This is a genomic window from Lysinibacillus sp. RC79 (genome assembly GCF_041262405.1).
In the GTDB taxonomy this organism is placed as follows: Bacteria; Bacillota; Bacilli; order Bacillales_A; family Planococcaceae; genus Lysinibacillus.
The window spans coordinates 43,053-64,076 of record NZ_JBGCCD010000021.1 but is presented as its reverse complement, the minus strand read 5'-3'; the positions used below and the strand labels follow the sequence as shown (position 1 = coordinate 64,076).

The 21,024-nt window shown below is 37.1% G+C and carries 17 protein-coding genes, 1 pseudogene and 1 other annotated feature; of the genes and pseudogenes, 3 read left to right on the top strand and 15 right to left on the bottom strand.

Features of this window, described 5'->3' with window-relative positions:
• Positions 1-10: 10 nt before the first annotated feature.
• The 4 genes from ABH968_RS18330 to ABH968_RS18315 all read right to left on the bottom strand — a co-directional run bounded on the left by ABH968_RS18330 (position 11) and on the right by ABH968_RS18315 (position 3,864).
• Positions 11-964, bottom strand: coding sequence for a helix-turn-helix transcriptional regulator (locus tag ABH968_RS18330; RefSeq protein ID WP_370046251.1), 954 nt, complete (start codon positions 962-964; stop codon positions 11-13).
• Positions 965-1,142: 178 nt separating this feature from the next.
• Complete coding sequence (locus ABH968_RS18325; protein ID WP_370046249.1) at positions 1,143-1,508, bottom strand: cupin domain-containing protein; 366 nt, start codon at positions 1,506-1,508, stop codon at positions 1,143-1,145.
• Between the two features lie 141 nt (positions 1,509-1,649).
• On the bottom strand, positions 1,650-2,849 hold the full coding sequence (locus tag ABH968_RS18320) for an AI-2E family transporter (protein ID WP_370046247.1): 1,200 nt from the start codon (positions 2,847-2,849) through the stop codon (positions 1,650-1,652).
• A 64-nt stretch (positions 2,850-2,913) separates the two neighbouring features.
• Positions 2,914-3,864, bottom strand: a complete 951-nt coding sequence (locus tag ABH968_RS18315; protein ID WP_370046246.1) for an LCP family protein — start codon at positions 3,862-3,864, stop codon at positions 2,914-2,916.
• 176 nt (positions 3,865-4,040) lie between these two features.
• On the opposite strand from ABH968_RS18315, the gene msrA reads away from it, so the two are divergent.
• Positions 4,041-4,565, top strand: coding sequence for a peptide-methionine (S)-S-oxide reductase MsrA (msrA, locus tag ABH968_RS18310; protein ID WP_370046244.1), 525 nt, complete (start codon positions 4,041-4,043; stop codon positions 4,563-4,565).
• A gap of 293 nt (positions 4,566-4,858) precedes the next feature.
• Here the strand turns inward: msrA and ABH968_RS18305 are convergent, their stop codons facing one another.
• The 6 genes from ABH968_RS18305 to ABH968_RS18280 all read right to left on the bottom strand — a co-directional run bounded on the left by ABH968_RS18305 (position 4,859) and on the right by ABH968_RS18280 (position 10,828).
• Positions 4,859-5,248, bottom strand: coding sequence for a YidH family protein (locus ABH968_RS18305; protein ID WP_370046242.1), 390 nt, complete (start codon positions 5,246-5,248; stop codon positions 4,859-4,861).
• Between the two features lie 103 nt (positions 5,249-5,351).
• Positions 5,352-6,536: a serine hydrolase domain-containing protein gene (locus tag ABH968_RS18300; RefSeq protein ID WP_370046240.1), complete on the bottom strand. Its 1,185-nt coding sequence runs from the start codon at positions 6,534-6,536 to the stop codon at positions 5,352-5,354.
• 16 nt (positions 6,537-6,552) lie between these two features.
• Positions 6,553-7,788, bottom strand: a complete 1,236-nt coding sequence (locus ABH968_RS18295; protein ID WP_370046238.1) for an MFS transporter — start codon at positions 7,786-7,788, stop codon at positions 6,553-6,555.
• Between the two features lie 26 nt (positions 7,789-7,814).
• Entirely contained in the window at positions 7,815-7,982 is a 168-nt protein-coding gene (locus ABH968_RS18290; RefSeq protein ID WP_370046236.1) for a hypothetical protein, read from the bottom strand.
• A 4-nt stretch (positions 7,983-7,986) separates the two neighbouring features.
• Positions 7,987-9,564, bottom strand: coding sequence for a class I adenylate-forming enzyme family protein (locus ABH968_RS18285; RefSeq protein ID WP_370046234.1), 1,578 nt, complete (start codon positions 9,562-9,564; stop codon positions 7,987-7,989).
• 88 nt (positions 9,565-9,652) lie between these two features.
• Positions 9,653-10,828: an acyl-CoA dehydrogenase family protein gene (locus ABH968_RS18280; protein ID WP_370046233.1), complete on the bottom strand. Its 1,176-nt coding sequence runs from the start codon at positions 10,826-10,828 to the stop codon at positions 9,653-9,655.
• Between the two features lie 173 nt (positions 10,829-11,001).
• Between ABH968_RS18280 and ABH968_RS18275 the strand changes: the two genes are divergently transcribed.
• On the top strand, positions 11,002-11,910 hold the full coding sequence (locus ABH968_RS18275; RefSeq protein ID WP_370046231.1) for a LysR family transcriptional regulator: 909 nt from the start codon (positions 11,002-11,004) through the stop codon (positions 11,908-11,910).
• A 1,238-nt stretch (positions 11,911-13,148) separates the two neighbouring features.
• Entirely contained in the window at positions 13,149-13,496 is a 348-nt protein-coding gene (locus ABH968_RS18270; RefSeq protein WP_370046229.1) for a VOC family protein, read from the top strand.
• A gap of 70 nt (positions 13,497-13,566) precedes the next feature.
• Here ABH968_RS18270 and recQ read toward each other — a convergent pair whose 3' ends face one another.
• The 5 genes and pseudogenes from recQ to ABH968_RS18245 form a co-directional block, all read right to left on the bottom strand.
• Complete coding sequence (recQ, locus tag ABH968_RS18265) at positions 13,567-15,342, bottom strand: DNA helicase RecQ (protein WP_370046227.1); 1,776 nt, start codon at positions 15,340-15,342, stop codon at positions 13,567-13,569.
• Positions 15,343-15,350: 8 nt separating this feature from the next.
• Positions 15,351-16,505 carry a hypothetical protein gene (locus tag ABH968_RS18260; RefSeq protein ID WP_370046225.1) on the bottom strand — a complete coding sequence of 385 codons (1,155 nt, stop codon included), beginning with the start codon at positions 16,503-16,505 and terminating at the stop codon, positions 15,351-15,353.
• 405 nt (positions 16,506-16,910) lie between these two features.
• Complete coding sequence (locus tag ABH968_RS18255) at positions 16,911-18,083, bottom strand: MFS transporter (protein WP_370046223.1); 1,173 nt, start codon at positions 18,081-18,083, stop codon at positions 16,911-16,913.
• 142 nt (positions 18,084-18,225) lie between these two features.
• Positions 18,226-19,905, bottom strand: a pseudogene (gene argS, locus ABH968_RS18250) (arginine--tRNA ligase).
• A 294-nt stretch (positions 19,906-20,199) separates the two neighbouring features.
• Positions 20,200-20,419, bottom strand: a binding site (T-box leader).
• A gap of 80 nt (positions 20,420-20,499) precedes the next feature.
• Positions 20,500-20,895, bottom strand: coding sequence for a hypothetical protein (locus tag ABH968_RS18245; RefSeq protein ID WP_370046222.1), 396 nt, complete (start codon positions 20,893-20,895; stop codon positions 20,500-20,502).
• Positions 20,896-21,024 lie beyond the last annotated feature (129 nt).

Below are 21,024 nucleotides of genomic sequence, written 5' to 3'. Positions count from 1 at the left end.
CAACTGATTGTCATGTTGCTTTGTCATTTTTGTAAATGATCGCTATTTTTTCCGCACGACTAGCAATGATTTCCCGTAAATGTTGAGGCTCAAGCACCTCTACATGATGTCCCAAGCTAAGAATGAAACTATAGAGCCATTCATTTTCTGGATACGCCTTTTTTACTAGCCAACTGCCATCCTCAACTGGCAAAAGTTCTTCAATACCAAACCATTCTTCTGCTAAATGCCGAGCTTCATCCTGGAATCGAAAGACAACTTCGGGTACATCGGATGGCTTGAATTTACGCTTGCCTTCGACATGCTTCTGAGTAGCTGGATCTCGACGAATGAAGTTTCTTTCACGATCTACCTCGAGCCCTTTCATTCTTTTTAGTTTAAAAAGGCGAAACTCTTTTTTTTCTAGACAATAAGCTTGTAGATACCATTGCCTTCCTTTCAGCATAAGCATATGTGGCTCTACTATTCGCTGGGATACTTCACCTTCTGCATTCGAATAGGTGAAGTACACTAATATACTGCTATCTATTGCTTCGTCTAATAGTTGTAGTTTCGGACGGAGACGTTCAATACCTTCCCAAGGAGAGTGATCGATTAGTACGCGATTTGTCTTATGTTGAAATTCTTCTTCATGTGCTGGTAGTACGACACTATTTATTTTTTCTACAAGTCGTTGGTTTTGCTCTTTGCCGTATGAAGTGGAAATACTGCGAAGAGCGGTAACGATAGTAGCAAGCTCGTCATTTGTTAGCAAATTTCGATCCAAACGGTAACCTTCTGCCAAACCAATACCACCGTTTGTTCCTTGATAGGTGATGATCGGGATGCCGGCTGCATTAATTGAGTCAATATCTCGGTATATCGTCCGAATAGATACCTCAAACTGCTCAGCCAGGTCCTTAGCCTGCACCTTTCGACGATTCAGTAGAAGAATAATAATAGATAAGAGCCTTTCCAGTTTCAATATACGTAACCCCCATTTCGATGTTAAGTAATTCTTAGAGTATATTTGATTAGATGATGGTGATCGTTTAGCACAAGTGCAAGCTACACCAAAAAAAATATTATAAACAACATAAACCCTTCTAACTTTAATGGTTGGAAGGGTACTGTTGCGTATATTAATTTTTCATAATGAAAAGTTAAATCCAAACATCATTTTCTGCTGTTTGCTCCGTTTTTTCTTGTCCAGTATTCACAACACCTTTAGGCTCTACAAGCATAATTTTACATTCGGATGCAGCGTAAGGTTTATGCTCGACATTTCGTGGAACAACAAACATTTCCCCTTCCTTCAAAGTAACTTTTCCATCACGAAATTCAATGATTAAATTCCCTTCAATGACGATAAAGACTTCATCTGTATTTTCATGTTTATGCCAAACAAAATCCCCTTGTACTTTGACTAGCTTAAATTGATAATCATTCATTTCAGCAATAACCTTTGGAGACCAGTGATCTTGGAATTTAGCTAATTTCTCTTGTAAATTAATCGGTATAGAATTCATTCTCTGTTCCCTCCATCCTCTTTGCGACCCTAATATAAGGTTAACATATTGACACCTCTTAAGTGGAAGAGTCTTATCGTTAATGCAAGGATCAATTTAATAAAAAACAGCTACTGCACGTTCGCAGTAACTGTCTCTTCATTACACATCATATTTTTGATGGTTCTCATCCTCGTAACGATTATACCGGTGTTTAAATAGCTTGAATAAGTGTGTCACAAGCACTTTAATGATGGCATAGCCTGGAATCCCTAAAATGACACCTGGTACGCCAAATAAAGAACCAGCCGTTAATAACACGAAAATAATTGTAATTGGATGGATACTAAGTGATTTACCCATAATTTGTGGAGAAATGAATTTCCCTTCAATGAGCTGCACGACCGTCCAAACAATGGCTAGCTTAATAAGCATGAATGGCGATGTTACAAGAGCGATAATGACCGCTGGTGTAATGGCGATAACTGGTCCTAAGTATGGAACCACACTCGTGATCATAGCAAGGAATCCAAGCAATAAGGCATATTTCATACCGATAATCAAAAAGCCAATAGTCACCATGGAACCTATGCACATTGACACTAAAATTTGTCCTTGGATATAGGAACTAATTTGCTTGTCCATGTCATGGAAAATTTCGTGTACTTCTTTACGCATACGTGGCGGGCACATTTTTAAAATAAAGCTTGGTAGTTTTTCGCCATCTTTAAGTAAGTAAAATAAAATAAATGGCACCGTTACTAATGATAGAACAATTCCTGTTAAGGCCGAAACGAAGCCAGTAATACCAGAAGCCACGCCTTGTGCTAAATTCGCAGCCGTATCTTTTACCGTCTCCACCATATCCGTAGTAAAATTTTTCACCATTGCGTCATAGTTTAAATTAATTTTATCTAGGTACTCGTTGATACGTGCATTATTCAGATAATCAGCAATATTTTGTGTAAACGCCATAAAATATCCTGGGAATTCCTGCGCTAAATTAGTAAACTGGTCTCGTAAAAACGGATAGACAAGTACTACTAATAACGTAATTATACCAATCAGAATGATATATAGAAGAAAGATACCCCAAACTCTTGGGATACGCCATCTTTCGAATAGCCCTACTATTGGGCGTAATAAATAATACCCAATAATGGCAAGTACCCCTGGTAGAATAACTACCTCAAATAAAACTTTTAGCGGGGTAAATATAAAGGAAACCTTTTGGAACATAAAAATAACACATGCTACTAATAATAAAATAATTAATGTAAAAAATAAGTTTTTACCACCTAAAAAGCGAATAAACTTCGTTGAAAAGAAGTTCGAACGCTCTTTTGGTCTTTCTTTTTCCATCTACTCACCCCAATACAAATCCTATATCCATATAGTACAGGAATATGTTGGATTTTGCGAAAAATCACTCTAGGGAAATGCCTAAAAAATTACGTAAAAATTCTTTGTTTTTTTCTACGTCAATTACAATTGAATCACCGACACCACTAAAGCTTTTGAAACTATAACTACCTTCAACTGGAATAGTTGCTTTTTCTAATTTGACTTTACCTTTCGACACCATTTTCAGTACTTGTTGAATCTCCCCTGCTGATGAATAGTCCGATGTAATATAACCTTGCGCTGCACCAACGAATTTTGGTAAGTTCAACATATTTTGAGGCGATAAAATTTCATTCTTTAAGGCTTCGATAACTTTTTGCTGACGTTCCACTCGACCAAAATCCCCTTTTTCATCGTGACGGAAACGGGCAAAGCCAAGTAATTCTTTACCGTTTAAGTTATGCACACCTTGTTTTAATGAAACGCCAATTTTTTCAGACATATCCTTGTCTACATCGATTTCAACGCCATTTGGCGCAATAATATCTACAAGTGATTCAAAATTTTTAAAATCAATAATTGCATAATGATGAATCGGTAGGCCAAACATATTGCTAATCGTATCTTTTAACAATTGAACACCGTCTAAATAATAAGCCGTGTTAAGTTTATAGGATTTATAACCTGGAATCTCTGCATAAATATCTCGCATGAGTGACACGAGTTTCATATCATTTGTTTTCTTATTCCAAGATAATACCATCATTGTATCTGTACGTGATTTTTCTTCACCACGAGAATCGATTCCTAATAATAAATAGTTTTCAATATCGCCCTTTACTGTATCGCCTGTGAAATCCTCTTGGGCTACCTTTGTATCACTTGCCAATTTTAGACCACTTCGATATTGCATAACAGAATAACCTATAATGACAATGACACAAAGTAATAGCAATGTGAAGAAAGTTCTCCCTTTACGCAAGCGACGTTTTTGGGGACGTTGCGAGCGTCTTGTATAATCTTGCTCTTCCATAACTGTTAACTCCTCTATTTTTTATAGTTAATGTAACGATTCCATATAAAGAAAGGTTCATTTTAAATGATGTTGCGAATTCTATCAACAATTATTTATAGGTTATTTTACACCCTATTTACCAGTTATGAACAAAATAATGCTATAATATTTTCACGAAAGAAAGGATGATGAAGATGATTGAGAAAGCTACGTTTGCTGGCGGTTGTTTTTGGTGTATGGTAAAGCCATTTGTTGAATGGGATGGAATACATAAGGTCACTTCGGGCTACATGGGTGGCCATTTAGACAACCCTACTTATGAGGATGTCAAAAAAGGTACTTCTGGCCATTTAGAAGTAGTCGAAATTGAATTCGACCCTAGCATTTATAGTTATGAGCAACTCCTTGATATCTACTGGATGCAAATCGACCCGACGGATGCTTATGGTCAATTCCACGACCGTGGTGAATCATATTCGACGGCAATCTTTACTTATTCAGAAGAGCAAAAGCGTATTGCAGAAGCATCCAAGGAAAAGCTAGCAAAAAGTGGTCGCTTTGATAAACCTATTGTAACCACAATTCGCGATGCCAAGTACTTCTATCCTGCAGAAGATTATCACCAAGACTATTATAAAAAAGAGTCGGAGCATTATCAGCAGGACCGAGTGCTTTCTGGCCGAGATCAGTTCATTACTGAGCATTGGGAAAAAGAGTAATTCCTTCATTGAAATGAATAACATACTAAAAAACACGTATTTTGAATGATGTTTAGTCAAAATACGTGTTTTTATGTTCATACTATTACCTTGATGAAGAACAGCTAAGATAAAATTTGTTTTAGCGTCATCGTATTGATGTTTATTATTGAAATACTTACTAGCAAGCTGTTGCTTTAATGCTTCATAATGTTAGCTATACTTCAACAAACTTTGGTAAATAGATTTTTTAATGTGGTTTATAATACCTGATTAAGTAGCCGTTTTCCCTCGTACTGCACGCTATTAATAGCCTACAGAAATAATAAGAAAGAAAGATACATAAAAATAATGAAAATTAAGATGGAAAAAAGGCAAGAAATAATAAAAATACAACGATTTGAAGGATTAAATATACCCTCCTGGATTTCTTTCCTTTTCCTTGAATATTGAAAAGTAGCCAACACTCCTATTATAAAACCAATGATACAGGCGAAGATGCCGAGGCATATGGCTACGATATGAATATAATGATTCGAGTTAACTTTAATCGTAAAATGCAAAGAAGTGGTCAAAAACCCTACTCCAACAATAGATATGCTAGTCCGTATCCAAGCTAAATACGTTCTTTCATTCGCTAAATGCTGCTGTGCATATTTTACACTATCATCTGTTTCTTCTTTCCATTTATTTAATGCCTCCATAAGCGAACCCTTCCCTATCCCTTTTTGAAAGTCTCGTATTCTGTGAACATAACTGTTAGATAGTCCCTTTAAAAGCTTCAAGCCATCCTGAACAGCTCTGATGTCATTGCCTTACTAAATATTCTGTTATCGCTTGATACGCATCTGTTCCTTCTGATTTAGGAGAATGATAAGAAGATAATTTTACAATGACTGTATCAGCTTTTGATGTAATATGAATTCGCTGGTCAAACTTGCCTCGAGCAGAATATCCCCCATATTGATCATGGCTAACCCACCATTGATTATGATAGGAGAATCCTGAAAGATAATTATGGGTACTTTCCGCAAGAAATTTTGGGTTCCCACCCTTTTGAATTTCTCTAATTATATGCTCCGGAATAATTTGTTGGCCATTATAGTAACCATCGTTACACATCATCTCACCAAAACGTACCAAATCACGCAATGTAGCCCGCATACCGCCACTTGCTATATCTGTACCGATTTGATCTAAATGCATAAAGGCATTTTCTTCTGCACCCAATTTAGACCATATAAATTCTTGAATTAATTCTGCTAAATTTTTTCCTGTTAAGCGTTTGATAATCCAGCCCAACGTTTCTGTTTGCCCATTTTCATACTTAAATACAGTACCGGGCTGTATATCTTTTTTGCTTGATATCATAAATTCATATAGATTTTCCGGTCCATTATAGTTATCGGGTTTTGGCATTGACCCTGATGCAATAAAAATTGGTGTCCCACGGCCTATTCCCATCGGCGTGTTAGCATTCATATACTTCACAGGAACTTGCATATCAAGCAATTGTTGAACAGTTCCATCACCAAGTCCTGTTCCTTCTAATTCAGGAATATAGAAGGATGCCCTTTGATTTAAATCCAATAACCCTTCATCAGCAAGTAAACTAACAATCAATCCGACAAATGACTTTGTAGCAGAGTTCAGTGCATGCGGCTGATATGATTTATATCCATTAAAATAGTTCTCGTACATAACTTTTCCTTTGTGCAACACTAAAAAAGCATCTGTATTGGTTCTTTTAAGATACGCTAACACACTTTCATCCTTATTCAGGAATATATTTGCCAGATCTAATGAATCATTAGCATATGATAATGGGAAGGGCTTCTGGCTTCCTCTCCAGATAATACGACAAGGACTCAGTTCACCGCTATGACAATACCCTTGCAAATTTTTTTTTGAAGTAAACCAATTATCCTTCGTCACGATATCCGCTGAATTTGGCGGAAAAGCTTGCATTTTATTTGTTGTTAAATTCTGCATGACAATCTCTCCTTCATTAAAAAGAAGGCCCTATTAGCACATCTTCTTTTGATTCTTTACCTTTATTATTAATCGTTAATGCTGCAATTGCCCCAACCAGTGCAGAAGCGATTAAAAACCAAAAAACAGCCGTATAAGATCCGTTGAAAATAGTAAGAACAAACCCAATGACCATCGGTGAGATCCCCCCAGCAATCTGTCCACCAAAGGAAACAAATCCTGTCACAGAACCAGTTAATTCATTACCTGAATACTTAATAATCATCGTGTATAATGAAGTTCCGATAAACGAGATGGAGATAGCATTGAAGGTCAAATAAACAATCCCAAGAGAGACAGATGTTGCATTAAACATCAAATATAGAAAGACACTGGAAGATAGTAATCCTCCCATTGCTAGGTATTTTTCTCTTCCAGCCATATATTTATCTAAAATCAAGCCGCTTACATTAAACATAATAAAGGAAGCAACATAGGGGATGGCCATTAAAATACTTGCAGATAACAAGTCCAAACCTTTACTTACCAAATAAGATGGCATCCAGGTAATCATCCCCCAATTCACGATATTAGAAAAAAATTTCGTAAAGAAGAACTTCCAAAAATTATCGGTTTTAAATACCATTTTGTAAGGAACCTTCTTTTTATTTTGTTCTTTATTATTTATTCGCTGATTTTCTGGAGATTTTAGATAACTCCAACTGGCCCATGCTATAAAAACTCCTAAAATCCCAATGCTAACAAACATCCATCTCCACTCAAATGAAACCAACAAAAAACCTATTGCAACGGAACCTATCACACCACCTGCCGTTTGTGCAGAAAGAAAGAATGAACTGGCCCTCCCTCTTTCATTTTCGCCAAAGTTGTCAGAAATCGATTTCATACTGGCAGGAAAGACACTGCCTTCAGCTATACCAAACAGGAAACGAATTAAAAGCAACGAGATAAATGACCAGGCAAGACTCGTAAGTGCCGTAAAAAGCGAAAATCCTAAGATGGAAAAGACCAACACATTTCGTGCTCCGTACTTATCGGTAAGCCACCCTCCTATTGGGTGCATTACTGCGTAGCTGAAAAAGAAGATACTTAAAACTAAACCTGATTCAAAAGAATTAAGGTCCAAAGCTTTCTGAATTGGAATGATGGCTACGTTCATTGATGTTTTATCAATGTAACTTAATACCGTCCCAATAAATAGTAGAATGATAATAATGGATTTACGCTTTTTATCAGAAGCATATACTTGCATTTTTATTCACTCCTTTTAAAGTATCGCTATATGATTCGTACCCTTTGCGGCATTCCATTAATGGCCGTAATCATCACCATACTAAACAAAATTTTAAAAATACTATTTATAAATGACTCCATTTCATTCTCGATTTCACCAAAAACACCAACTGAATAATAGCTATTATCGGTATAACTGCTACCATATTGCATTTTCCTAATTCACCAAACGTGCCGTTTCTTCCCAGAAAGGTTTTCTCAGCTCTTTCTTATCAATCTTCCCTACCATTGTTAACGGTAAAGACGTCTCAAAAAAGATCTCTTTTGGAACCATATAAACTGAAGTACGTTCTTTACAAAACTCGATTAATTCTTCCTTCTTACAAGTTTCACCCTTACGTAGTACAACAAATATACAGACCGCTTCACCCCAATCGTTATGCGGTATGCCAATGCAAGCGCTCATCGCCACCTTAGGATGCTGATTCACGATCCTTTCTACTTCAGCAGGGTATACATTAAAACCGCCAGAAATGATCAAATCCTTTTTACGTTCGACAATATGAAGATATCCGTGTTCATCCAGTTTCCCAATATCCCCCGTAAAGAACCAGCCATCTCGATAAGCTTCTGCTGTCAGGTCTGGTCTTTTGTAATAACCAACGGAGACAGAAGGGGTTTTGACAGCAATCTCCCCCGGTTGCAATGGTTTCACGTCTCGCCCATTATCATCAACCAAGCGAATTTTGCTGAGCATACACGGTTTTCCGCAGCTCTTTAATACATCAAGATTGTTCTCATAAGCAAAAAGGTGATCGCTTTTTGTAAGTTTCGCAATGACAATACTGCATTCAGTCATCCCATATTGCTGTCTAAAAATAGGTCCAAAGATTTCAAGTGCTTCTTTTAGACGTTCTGAAGAGATGGGCGAGGAACCGTAGTTTATATTACGCAATGAGCTGACATCATAGCTTCTTCGCTTAGCTTCATCGATCAATCGGTAAATAATAGTTGGAACCACAAAAGTGCTTGTAATCCGTTCTGTTTGTACAATCTGCATAAATACTTCTGGATGAAATGCCTTCATGATATATACATGACATCCAGATGCTAATGACCTCTGTAGTAACACTCCTGCAGCATGAATAATTGGTGTACAGAACAAAACCTTGTCTTGGTCATCGTAAGGATATTCCATACATGAAGCCAGGAGTGATGCACCAAACCCCCGTTGAGAGTGCATGACCCCTTTTGGTGTCCCTGTTGTACCACCTGTGTACGAAATAATTGCTAAATCATCTATTGTGGCAATAGGGAAAGCTACGTCGCCTGTATTTGCATTAAAATCAATAGCATAAAAATCTTCTGGGTATTCAACACCGAAGCCTGGCAGACCAATAACTGTTATATTGTTTTCACCAACCTCTTTTTGATAGTTAAGGACACTTTCTACATGTTTCTGAGTTGCCATAATGACCACTTTGGGATCGGCATCTCTTAAGATAAACTCGATCTCTTTAACGCCCAGCTTATCATTTAATGGGACGACGGTTGCCCCACAACGACTTACACCAAGATTATAAACGACATTTTCAATACTATTCGGAATTAGTACCGCAACACGGCTTCCGATTTGTACGCCTAGGCGTATCAACTGGCTCGCTACCACCTCAGCTTTAACCCGTAATTCCCTGTAAGTGATGGTTTTATTTGTATCAACACAAGTAAGTGCTGGCTGATAATCAAATTTATTTATACTATTGAATAGAAAAGCCTGAAAAGTTAAAGTATCCATGAAAACTTCCTCTCCCTAGTAAAATATAAAAATAGTTGTTTTCAATTTGAAACCTCGATTTTATAATCGAATGAGTCATTCTTTCTTTTTATTTATTCAGTAATTCCTTAGCAATCATATTTTTCTGAATTTCAGAAGTACCAGTCAGAATCCTAAACATCCGTACGTCTCTGTACATTTTCTCAACAGGGTGCCCTTTCATTAACCCTTGACCGCCAAGGATTTGAACTGCCCTGTCAGCAACTCGATTAGCAACCTCAGAGGAATACAATTTAACCATCGATGCACTTCCTCTTATATCTTCACCGTGATCAATCTTTTCAATCACATCGTAGAGCATGCAACGTGCCGCGTATATTTCAGTTGCCATCTCCGCTAACATATGTTGAATTGCTTGAAAATCTCCAATTGGTCGTCCAAACTGAATCCGCTGTTTGGCATGATCGATAGATAAGTCTAGTAGTCGCTGTGCTACCCCAAGGTATGTAGCTCCCCAAGAAGCCCGATTTTCATTTATTCTGCCGAGTCCGAGCATCAACCCCTTGCCCGGTTGACCAAGAATATTGGCAGATGGGACTCGGCAATGATTAAAGATTAGCTCGGCTGTGCTCCGTTCTCCGGAAATTGGAACCTGAATGTTTCCTAATTCAAAACCTGGTCTTCCCTCTAATTGTTTCTCTACAATAAAAGCAGTTACTCTTTCACTAGCTGGCTCCACAATCTCCTTTGCCAAAACAATAGCCCAATCTGCATATGGAGCAGCGCTAATAAAATGCTTTTTACCATGTAATATATAGTTATCACCTTCGCGAACTGCCGTGGTCTGAATGGCACGGGCGTCAGATCCTGCCCCAGGTTCTGATAATGCAAAGCAACATCCCGCTTCAGCATTAATCACTGGCATTACATACCTTATTATTTGATCCGGAGTAAATATTTTTAACATCTGACCAATGCGTAAAGGTCCCCCTATTTCACCTAAAACATGCCCCCATAAAGCCGCCCCTGATTTTGCCAGTTCTTCTTTTAGGATACATAGCCCTTTTAGGCTAAGTGACTGTCCCCCTACCTCCTTAGGAAGGTTGATACCATAAAACCCGAGCTCCTTTGATCGCTTTCTGACCCATTTAATGTGTTCCATTGGAATCTCTTGTTCTGAATCAATTTCATGTTCATTTTCAAACGGTAACAATTCGTTGTAAATGAACTCAAGTAACCTCTCTTTTAAATGTTGAATATTCTCGATTTGAACTGTTCCATGCATACTTTACTCCTTTCCAAAACACATTCTCCCTAAATTAGAAAGCGGTTTCATTTGAGTGATTTTCAGAATAGTTATAATATTCTTAATGGTTATTTTATATATGGCTGTAGGTAAAGTAAAATGGTAATATATCATATACACTTGAATTAAATTCATACAAAGGGGATAACGTTGTGCATTTAGAGCAATTAAAATATATTGTCGAAGTAGCTAAAACACGTTCGATTTCCGTCGCTGCCCAAAATCTTCATGTTTCTCAATCTACCATTAGTAAGGCAATTACCAGTTTAGAGCAAGAATTAAGCATTCAATTGTTTACACGTTCACGGTTAGGAGCCCTGCCGACAGCTGGGGGGAAAAATATTCTTAAAAAAGCGTATGAAATTGTCATTAAACTTGAAGAAATACAAGAAGAAGCGCACGAGCAAGCATCATTAATAAACGGAGAATTAAATTTATCGGCCAGTCCGAGCTTTTTCCTGCCAATTTTACTGGGAACGTTAACAAACTTTAAAAAAGACTATCCTAACTTTCGAATTCTTATGACAGAAAAAAAGTCACCGAATATTATTGAAGATGTTATCCAAGGAAGGATTGACATCGGATTAGCTATGCTCGATGAAATCGATTGGAATGCGCATGAAGAGTTGATTTTCGAATCCTTATTAGAGGGCAAGATCATGGTATGTGTCAGCAAACATTCTCCATTCGCATTCAGTGATTATATAACACCTGAGGAGTTAATAAATGAAACAATAGTGATGTATGATGGGGTAATATGGAAAGATTCGATTTCTTTATTTATGAATAAATACGGACCCATGAATATTTTATTTACATCTAACAATACCGAAGTCATTAAAAAGGCTGTTGCAAATGGTTTAGCGATAAGCTTTTTAATGGATATAGCACTAAAAGATGATCATTATGTTAATAGTGGAGATATTATTCCCATTCCATTAATAAATTTCGAATCTCATCAACGATCTTTTGGATGGGTACGATCAAAGAAAAAGCATTTTTCTTTGGCAGCTCGAGAGTTTTTAAAATACCTCAAATTTAATATCTCCAAGTTAGAATAACGTATTACAAAATAATTTAAGGAGCCTTTATTTTGGCTCCTTAAATTTAATGATATTAAAATAAATAAAAAAACGTATTTCTCGATAAAAACAGGGTTTATACAGATATGAGCTCGTTCGAAATGGATTTTTTCAAAATCAGAAAAAATAAGTTCTAACACTAAAAATTCGGCATTTTTTTATACGCTTGTTACATTAATCGTCATTTTAAAAAAACAATTATTTATATAATCAAAGGATTTTTCTACGTTGAAGCTTATGGTTAATAGCGGCTTATCGTTTATCTCTTTAAAATCAAAACGTTTTAAAATTACGTGTATAAAAAATAATGAACAGTCTATACTATTAAAGATTTCACTTCAAATCCAATGACAAGGAGGGTTAACCCGATGAGTGGGGCTGACCGGTAACTCAGAAGGACCATCAAAGCTGAATGAAGCTAAAGCACAGTTGTCTTAAAAATTTTAAGATCAATGCGGAAGCGAGGCAGTGTGTCATGGAGCACTATAAGTAAGTGAGAATCAAGCCCGGAATAATAATTATTCCGGGTTATTTTTTTGTTTTTATCACCTCTTTAGTTTTTCTTCATACGATAACGGCTAACTAAACCACGTTGTGCTGTCGCTTCGCTTTCGCACAGACAAAAACACGTTGGTGCCGCTACGTTAGCACTGCGATTTCGCACAAAAAAACATCTGCTGCTGACGCTTCGCTTCCGCGCAAAAAACATCTGCAGGCCAGAGTACAAAGCCGATTCAGGACGCATTTATGCCGGAGTATAATTGACCTCAAGGTATGTTGGATTTTTTCCTTTTTAATAACGTGTATAGAAAATAATGAACGGTCTATACTATTTAAGATTTCACTTCAAATCCAATGACAAGGAGGGTTAACCCGATGAGTGGGGCTGACCGGTAACTCAGAAGGACCATCAAAGCTGAATGCAGCTAAAGCACAGTTGTCTTAAAAATTTAAGATCTATGCGGAAGCGAGGCAGTGTGTCATGGAGCACTATAAGTAAGTGAGAATCAAGCCCGGAATATAAATTCCGGGTTATTTTTTTGTTTTTGTACAGTAGCTTTGTAAAATCACCTCTATATTCTTTGAGGTGATTTTTTTATGGTTATTTTTATCTTGTAAAAAATTGTACTTAAACTATTCGAGCGGTATAGTTGATGAAGGAACTAAATATAAAATCGAAAAACTTAAAATTTAAAGACAGACAGGAGTTAGATACGATGATAAAAGGTTTTGGGGGAATATTTTGGAGAACGAACAATCTTGATGTTATCAAAAAATGGTACAGTGAAGTGTTGAAGATTGATATAGAAGATTGGAATGGTACTGTGATTAAACCCGAATTAGGAAATGAGACGATCTTTTCATTCTTCAACGAAAATGACAGTTATTTTCCAACAGAACAACAAGTGATGATAAATTTCCAAGTTCATGATCTAAACGAGACTATTCAGCATCTTGAACATATTGGTGTACCTCTTGAAAAGGAAAAAGAGATTAGTGAATTCGGAAAGTTTATTTGGATTAAAGATCCTGATGGTCGACTGGTCGAGCTTTGGGAGAAATAGTAATTTGTAATACTTTGCAAATATAAAGGAAGTGCCTAATTCTTTTGAATTAAGCACTTCCCTTTTTTCTTTAGTTTGTTGTTGTTTTCAAAAAAGACTGAAGAGCATCGAAGAAACGCTTACCATATTTTTCGAATTTTACTTCACCAATCCCGCTAACATGTCGTAAGTCTTCAAGCTCCATCGGTTTTTTGTCACATAATTCACGTAATGTTTTATCAGAGAATACAACAAATGGTGGTACCTTTTCTTCATCTGCAATCTCTTTACGCAATAATCGTAAATGCTCAAATAAAGGATCATTGTCTACAAGCTTACGCACAGTAACAGCTTCTTTTCTCATGACCTGTCGATTCCCCAGTAGAACTTCTTTGCCTTCTTCTGATACATAGATGGTTGGAAACGTGCCATGTTTAACGGCAAGTACACCCTCAGCAATTAAAAACTCAATAAAGGTTGCAACATCCTTTGAGGAATATTGTCCTTTTAAAATCCCATAGGTAGACAGCCTTGAAAAGCCAAATTCCGTGACCTTTTGATTTTTGGAGCCAATTAACACTTGGGCCACCATCGTCTTACCAAATTTTTGCCCCATCCTTACAATACAAGCTAACACTTTTTGTGCATCTACCGTCACTTCTTTGACTTCCCGTCCATCATTACAATTACTACAACGACTACAAGGCGCCCCTGCTACCTCAGCAAAATACGTTAAGATAGCATTTTGTAAGCAGCCTTCTGTATGACAATAATCAACCATCGTTTGCAGCTTCGCTAATTCCTGTGCAATTCGTGTTTCATCCTGCGTCTGTTCAATTAAAAAGCGTTGTGTTTGAACATCACCTGATGCATACAACAAAATACAGGCACTTGGCAAGCCGTCACGCCCTGCACGTCCCGCTTCCTGATAATAGCTCTCCATATTACGCGGCATTTGATAGTGAATAACAAAGCGTACATTACTCTTATCAATACCCATTCCAAATGCATTGGTAGCAACCATAATGCGCGCCTCGTCTTTTAAAAAGCGCTCCTGCTCTGACATACGCATGCCCTCTGACAGGCCCGCATGGTATTTTGCCACAGATTCGCCCGAACGACTTAAAAGCTCATAAATTGCGTCTACAGCCTTTCGTGTCGCTGCATAAATAATGCCCGCTTCATTTTTATTTTTCACTAAATAATTTTTAATGTAGCGCTCTTTGTTTTCACCGATTAACACAGAGAATGCTAAATTATCGCGCGAAAAACCGGTAATCACAGTTGATTGCTCATCAATTTCTAATAATTGTCTAATATCTTCACAAACAGCTGGTGTAGCTGTTGCTGTAAGTGCTAAGACAGTTGGTTTTTGCGGCCACAATGTAAATAATTTTTGTATTGCTCGATAACTTGGTCTAAAATCATGACCCCACTGGGATATACAGTGTGCTTCATCCACAGCAAGCAAAGGTACAGATAAATTCGATAATACCTGTAAAAATGTTGCACTCTCTAATCGCTCTGGCGCTATATAAAGAAGCTTTAAATAACCTGCACTCGCTAGCTGTATCGTTTCATTCACTTCTTGCACGGTTAAAGTACTATTTATATACGCGGCCGGAATATTTGCAGCACGTAATGCTTCTACCTGATCTTGCATAAGAGAAATTAAAGGAGATATGACGACTGTGAGGCCATCTAGCATGAGTGCCGGAATTTGATAGCAAATTGATTTACCTCCGCCAGTTGGCATCACACAAAGACTTGATTGACCTCGTAATGTTTGTTCAATAATTGGTTCTTGTCCATTGCGAAATGAATCATAGCCAAAATGATGTTGTAGCATTTGTCTTGCTTGCTCCATCCAACTTTTCACTCCTCAGTTGTTAGACGAATAAGTTTATACTCGCCCTGTTCATTTTTATTTATTTCATATACCATCATAGAGTTCGCTAGTGCCTCTTGACCAGCAGAATTTGTTAGTACATATTCTGTTATAGCACGAACTACAATATTTTGTCCTTCCATGCTGATGTTTTTAATCGTCGTATTGTAAAAACGGATTTTCGCTTGTTTAGATGCATAATTCGCTACCATATTATCCAGTGTGCTTTGTAAATCTTCTGTACCTACAAAAGGCTTCATGACACTAGCATCATGAATGTCAACAGCAGCTTTTAAATATTTATAAAATGTATCTAAAAACAGCTTTACCTCATCGACATTATAAGCAAAAATATTCTTTCCGTATTGATCTATAGCTTGCTGGACTGCTTCTTTATCGCCCTGCTCTATATATGGATATAAGTTTTTGGATTGAGTTAGTCGATCACTTGTCTTCATATTACCCTCGATCCATTCATCCAATAACTGTGCAATATCTTTAAATGGCAAAATAAACGGCTGTGTTACACCGTTTTGTTTGCGTTTAAAATAGATGCCCACAAGTTCACCATTCTCTGCTTCTAGAACGGGGCTCCCGATAAGTGTATTTTGATCTGCATCTATGTAATAAGCTGCTACTCTGTCACTATATTTTTTAATGATGTGCGGTAAGCTTTCAACATAAACAGCTAACTGATTTAATTCACCGTTATAGACGGTCGGCACCTTTACCGATGCGTTATAAGGTACTTCTAAAATGGCCATATTATAAGCTGTAGATATAAAGTGCACATCGGCTTCCTTAAGTTTATCATTATTAAATTGTACGAGCGCAGTTGGCTTTGAAGATACGAGCGCACCATTTGTCACAATATAGAGCTTATCGTCCTCTTTTTTAACAATGATCCCTGCACCGATTCCGTTCTCACCAATTACTTTTACTTCCGGTACAATTTTTTCTTGCTGCTTCGTCACAGCCTTTTCCGTTTTCACATCGGTCTTTTTAGTTTGAAACACCTCTGCCAATGTTTCATTTCCACAGCCCGTTAATAATAAAGCTGTTGCTCCAAGAATGAGCATCTTTTTCCGCATACGTTCACCAAAACTTTCTATCAAATCTGCCTTTGCATAATTCCGTGACATCCGCCGGAGGCTTAGGCCAACACGATGTTGTTCACTCAGGCGTTCTCACAGGATGTGAAGTTCATAGCCTGTGTTTCTCTATCTCAGCGGATATTTGTTACACCCGCCAAAAAGTAACCTTACCCGCATTCATCCATCACCAATAGAGGTGAAGACTTTCAGTGCTGAATGCAAGTTAAACATCTTTCTTTACTATCATAAACAAGGTTACTATACGTTTCAAGTTTACATAATAATATTATTTAAGATTAAGTGTTATAAAAATATTGCTCTCACCTTTTACTCAATTCGTTATACCTATAAAAAACGACTCTTTTTTAGATTTGCTATGAAAAATGACTTATAATTTGCGGTTAAAATGTCATTTAAAAAAGACATGCTCGTAAATTCGTGCATGTCTCGACATTATTTTTTCTTTAGCATAATTGTAGTAGCTATAATGCCAGTCATTAATATTATAAAAATCATATAGGTAAATGTATGGTTTCCAGTCACATCATAGCAATAGCCGATAAGTATAGGGATAATGGAGCTAATCATAAAGCCACCTGAAAACACCATAGATGACCAGCTATTTGCCTCCTCGTCATTTCTTGCCTCATCCAATGGTAATAATAAACCAATTGGGAATAAGCCGCTTAATACGATACCTATGATTAATACAGCAATCCACAACAAAGATCCCGAGCCTAACCATAGCAACACAAAGCCAACCATACCTAAGATCCCTAAAGAAAAGAGCCAACCTATTCGACTCGACCATTTTTCCATTAGTATGGGGACCGAAATATTTCCAATCATTTGTACAATAGACAAAAATGTTAGCATAGAGCTTGCAGCGACAAGGGAAAAGCCCTTAGCCTGTAATATCGGTACTAGCCAGGACATTATGGAGAAGAACAAAGATGTTTGTATGCCAAAGTAAATTAAAATTGTCCAAGCACGGGCATTTTTCCAAGGGTTTCGTGCTGCATTTTCTGTCAATACACCTGTCTCTGGCAGCTCTTGATTTTGTATTACTAGTATCCATATACAAAGAGCGATGATAGCAAGAATTGCCCAACTGCCGAGCGCTATCGTCCAGCTCTCATGAAAATGATTATAAAATGTTATTGTTAGTGCCGCACTCAATGTTGCCCCTGTTCCTATTCCAAATGAATAAATACCAACCACGGTAGTAAAACGGGTCGGGAATTTTTTCTTTATATAAGCATTTAATATGGGTCCAATAAGTGCAATGGCAAATCCTGCAGCAAAGCTTGTGACTACAAGTAGTACATAACTTTCGTTTAAAAATCGTAGCCCATTTGCTAATGCTAGGATAATTATTAAGAGCGTAATAGCTGTTTTTGTTCCGAGTTTCCTTTGTAATGGTACTGCGAATGGTGCAAAGAGTCCCATACAAAACACCGGAATAGATGTTAAAAAGCTCATTTTGGTATTTGATATATGGAGTGATTCCAAAAGTACATTAAATAGTGGCCCTATTCCTGTGACTGCTGGGCGCATATTGAGCGCAACGAAGAAAATACTAACAACCACAATTACCATGGAAACACGCCATTGCTTTTTCTCCATACTTTCTAAAAACCTTCTCTCTATTAATACAGTTAAAAATCAACTGAAATCTAACATTATTGTCAGACCTCTGAATTCTCACTATTTCCTTTTACCATTTTTTCTAGTATCGGTCAATTTCATGGCAATTAATGAATAGTCCTTACATTTTTTTAGGCGCAGCCATTCCCAATAATGCTAGCGATTCTTTTAAAACAACAGCTACACAATGACAAAATGCTAATCGTGATGTTCTTTGGCTGTCATCGACCAATACTTTATTGTGCGCATAATATTTATTAAATTGACGCGCTAATTGTAAGGCATATTTAGCAATTTGCGATGGGTCTGCTTGCTCAAAAGCGTTGGCAATTACTTTCGGAAACTATTCCAACAATAAAATAACCGGCCATGCTTGCTCCCCTAATGCTTCAAACGATACTTCGTAACTATGTTTATTTGCTTTTTCCAAAAGAGATGAAATACGTGCATACGTATATTGAATATATGGCCCTGTCTCACCTTCGAAATGCATCATGTGCTCAATCGAAAACTCAATATCATGAAGACGATCATTTTTTAAATCATTAAAAATAACCGCTCCTACACCAACCTGAAGTGCAATGTTCTCTTTATCCACTAGATTTGGATTTTTTTCCTCGATATTTCGCTTCGCAGTGGCAATCGCTTCTGTTAATACATCTGCTAATAAAACGATCTTTCCTTTACGCGTCGACATTTTTTTACCCTCTTTTAGTATCATTCCAAAAGGCACATGCTGTAAATCTTTTGCCCAATCATACCCCATCTTCTCAATAACGTTAAATAGTTGGTTAAAATGAAGAGATTGTTCATGCCCTACAACATAAAATATTTTTTTAGGGTCATATAGTTGTTTACGATAAAAAGCAGCTGCTAAATCACGTGTAGCATAGAGCGTAGCACCGTCTGTTTTCGTAATTAAGCATGGAAGCATATTATCTAATTCAACGACATAAGCACCCTCAGATTTCACAAGCAGCTCTTTTTCTTCCAATTCCTTAACAACAGCAGCCATTTTGTCATTGTAGAACGCTTCCCCAGCGAAAGAATCAAAGTTAATTCCAAGCAGTTGATAAATGGTCTTGAATTCTTCTAGTGATGCATCTCTAAACCATTGCCAAAGAGCTAACGCCTCTTCATCTCCATCTTCTAATGCTTTAAAAGCGGTACGTGCCTGTTCATTGAGTGTTTCATCCTGCTCCGCTTCTTCATGGAACTTCACATAAATTTTTAACAGTTCCTCTATTGGAGCAGCTTCAATTGTTTTTTGATCACCCCATTTTCGGTAAGCAACAATCAATTTACCGAACTGTGTTCCCCAATCACCTAGATGATTAATGCGAATTGCTCGATATCCATTTTTTTCCACAATATTGGCCAATGCATTGCCGATCACTGTAGAACGTAAATGACCCATGGAAAAAGGCTTCGCTATATTAGGTGAAGAAAAATCCAACACTATATTCCCCTTCGATTCCTGCTGAGTCCCGTATAAATTTTTTTCTTTTACTATTTGGCTAAGCACTTGATGTGTAATCGTTGGCTGATGGTAAAATAAATTGACATAACCTCCTACTACTTGAACCTCTTGTATTAAATCACTGCTTAAATTGTTTTGAATTTCGATAGCGATTGTGTGTGGGGATTTTCTAAATTTTTTTGCGAGCGTAAAGCATGGAAATGCCACATCCCCTAAGTCCAAATTTTTCGGTTTTTCTAGTAAATTTTGAATTTCATTGACAGACAGCTCGTTATTTAATGCCACAGCGATTCTTTTCGCGATTTGTGTATTCATGTTCATTCTCCTCTCAATTTAAAATCAATTTCGCCTTGGCGTAATTGCGTCCGGATTTTGAATTGTGCCAGCACAATTCATTCCTTTGAAAATCCGTGACATCCGCCGGAGGCTTTAGGCCAACATGATGTTGGTCACTCAGTCGTTGCCACAGGACGTGGCGTTCTTAGACTGAGTTCCTCTATTTTCGGTAGGTGTTTGTACATTCACTGAAAAGGGACCACATCTCCTTTTCATCTCGTACCAATAGAGGTAAGAGATTTCTACTGAATGAAGATAAAAAAAGCCCCCGTCTCTAAATATAGAGACGAGAGCATAGTTATCCCGTGGTACCACTCTAGTTGCCATATAATATGACCACTTTCCATTGTTAACGAGGTGACTCCCCGATATTCTCTACTACTAATTCGAGAACCTTCTCCAAAGTGCGTTTCATTTATGGGTTCTGCATTAGGCTCACACCATCCCTAATTCGCTTTCCAGTAACTCCATAAACTACTCTCTTTTTCACTGAATTTAACTGTAATTTCAAAATATTCTACACGAGCCACCATTTTAAGTCAACAGTCTTTTCAGAATTATTAAGAAGTAAATTGTACATTAAAAATGTTCTGCTGAATAATTAACAATAACACTTTTTTCAGCCCTCCATACATTTCGCACCTTATTTTTCGTGATGTCATAGTATGAGAGTACGCTCTCTTTAGGCATTTCTAAAATACTATAACGTTTATTTCCATCAATTATACTAGATAAAAAATAAAATCCGTCTTTGTTTTCATCGAATTTAACGGAGCGAATTTTTGAATAAATACCAGCACTATCTAGTAAAGGCTTTACCTTTTTTGATTGGATATCTATTTCTACAACATGCGAAATAGGACTGTCTACGGCTTCATCATAGCTGATTATTACTGAGCTAGCATCTGGTGCCAATGATGCTCCACTTATAAATCTCTCAACATCGGCTATATGTTTCTTTTTTTTGTCCTTCAATATCATAAATATCTAAACTGTGTTTGATTGGCTGTAATTTCGTTTGATTTTTATTAGCCTCTGTGAGTTTCTTCTGATCTTCGTTCTCGGAGAAAGAGACTACAATTAATTGATTATTATTCGGGTTAT